The sequence below is a fragment of the Mycobacterium gastri genome (assembly GCF_002102175.1).
In the GTDB taxonomy this organism is placed as follows: Bacteria; Actinomycetota; Actinomycetes; order Mycobacteriales; family Mycobacteriaceae; genus Mycobacterium; species Mycobacterium gastri.
Genome location: NZ_LQOX01000083.1, coordinates 1 through 1622, shown reverse-complemented (window position 1 = coordinate 1622; position 1622 = coordinate 1). Strand labels below are relative to the sequence as shown.

At 62.5% G+C, this 1622-nt stretch carries 1 protein-coding gene; it reads left to right on the top strand.

Annotation, left to right across the window (positions count from 1 at the left end; all coding sequences use genetic code 11):
• The first annotated feature begins 342 nt into the window (after positions 1-342).
• Entirely contained in the window at positions 343-1605 is a 1263-nt protein-coding gene (ltrA, locus tag AWC07_RS08480) for a group II intron reverse transcriptase/maturase (protein WP_085105026.1), read from the top strand.
• The last annotated feature ends 17 nt before the right edge of the window (positions 1606-1622 follow it).

Sequence of the window (1622 nt, the reverse complement as noted above, 5' to 3'; positions counted from 1 at the left end):
GACATCGAAACCGGGGTGTCCGTCAAATCCCGGGATGAGTCTGGCGGGTGCCCGTTGATTGGCCAGGCGGTGTCCGGCATGGAGGCGACGCGAGCCCGGTCTGCGGCTTTTGCATGGAACGGGAGAAGACCGGATTCGACACTGCCCGTCCGGGTTTTTCGGGTGGGCGAGAGGGAGTAGCCCGCGCTTGTCGTGGGTGTGAGTACCGTCGCGGGTCCGGTTGGCGGACCGGCTCGTAGTAGTGGTGAAGCTCCTGTAATGGGGGTGGAGCGAAGGGGCCGGGTCATCTGTGACTGTGTTCGTGTCGATCAACCGAAACCCGTGGGGTTCGGAAGGAGTCGGATGAGTGAGTTGAAGTCGCCGGGCAAGCCGTTCGAGATTTCGAAGTGGGCGGTCCAGGAGGCGTTCGAGAAGGTCAAGGCGAACAAGGGCGCGCCGGGCATAGACGGGGTAACCATCGAGGCATTCGAGGCTGACCTGCAAAACAATCTGTACAAGGTGTGGAATCGGATGTCCTCGGGCAGTTACTTTCCGCCTCCGGTGCGTGCGGTGGAAATCCCTAAGCCGCATGGCGGTGGGACCAGGATGCTGGGTCTGCCCACGGTGGCCGATCGGGTGGCCCAAACGGTGGTAGCCGAGGAGCTGAAGTCGAAGGTGGAAGACATCTTTCACGATGACTCCTACGGGTATCGGCCGGGCCGCTCAGCGATCGACGCGGTGGGGGTATGCCGGCAGCGGTGTTGGAAAACCGACTGGGTGATCGATTTGGACATCCAAAAGTTTTTCGACAGCGTGTCTTGGGACCTGATGCTAAAAGCGGTGGCGGTCAACACCGATCTGCCGTGGGTGATGCTGTATGTGCGCCGGTGGCTGCAAGCTCCGGTTCAGCTGCCCGATGGCACCCTGGTCCAGCGGGACCGGGGCACCCCACAAGGGTCGCCGGTCTCGCCCGTGCTGGCCAACCTGTTTTTGCACTATGCGTTTGATGTGTGGATGGCCCGGGAGTTCCCGAGTGTCCGCTTTGAACGCTACGTCGATGACGCGGTCGTGCACTGCGTCACCGAGCGCCAAGCCCACCAGGTGTTGGCCGCGCTGCACGACAGGATGGGCGAGGTCGGGTTGCGGCTGCATCCCGACAAGACCCGGATCGTGTACTGCAAGGACGCTAACCGGCGTGGTGACTATGAGCACACGTCGTTCACGTTTTTGGGTTTCACGTTCCGGCCGCGCGGGATGCGGGCCAAAGACGGACACACGTTCCTGTCGTTTTTGCCCGCGATCAGCAGGGACGCCTTGACCAAGATCGGCCGGGAAGTGCGGTCATGGCGACTGCACCATCGCACCGGGCGATCCTTCGCTGACCTTGCACGCTGGATCAACCCCATCGTGCGGGGCTGGATGAACTACTACGGTGCCTTCTTCCGGTCGGCGCTGCATCCTCTCCTGGCGCGCATCAACGCCTACCTGATGCGTTGGGTCCGCAACAAATATCGGCGGTATCGGAGCCGCGGTGCATTCCAGCAGGCATGGCAGCGGGTCACCACACAGTACCCGCGCTTCCTCGCGCACTGGCAATGGACCACCACCGTCCCCGCCGTCTGGTGATCAAGATGACAAGAGCC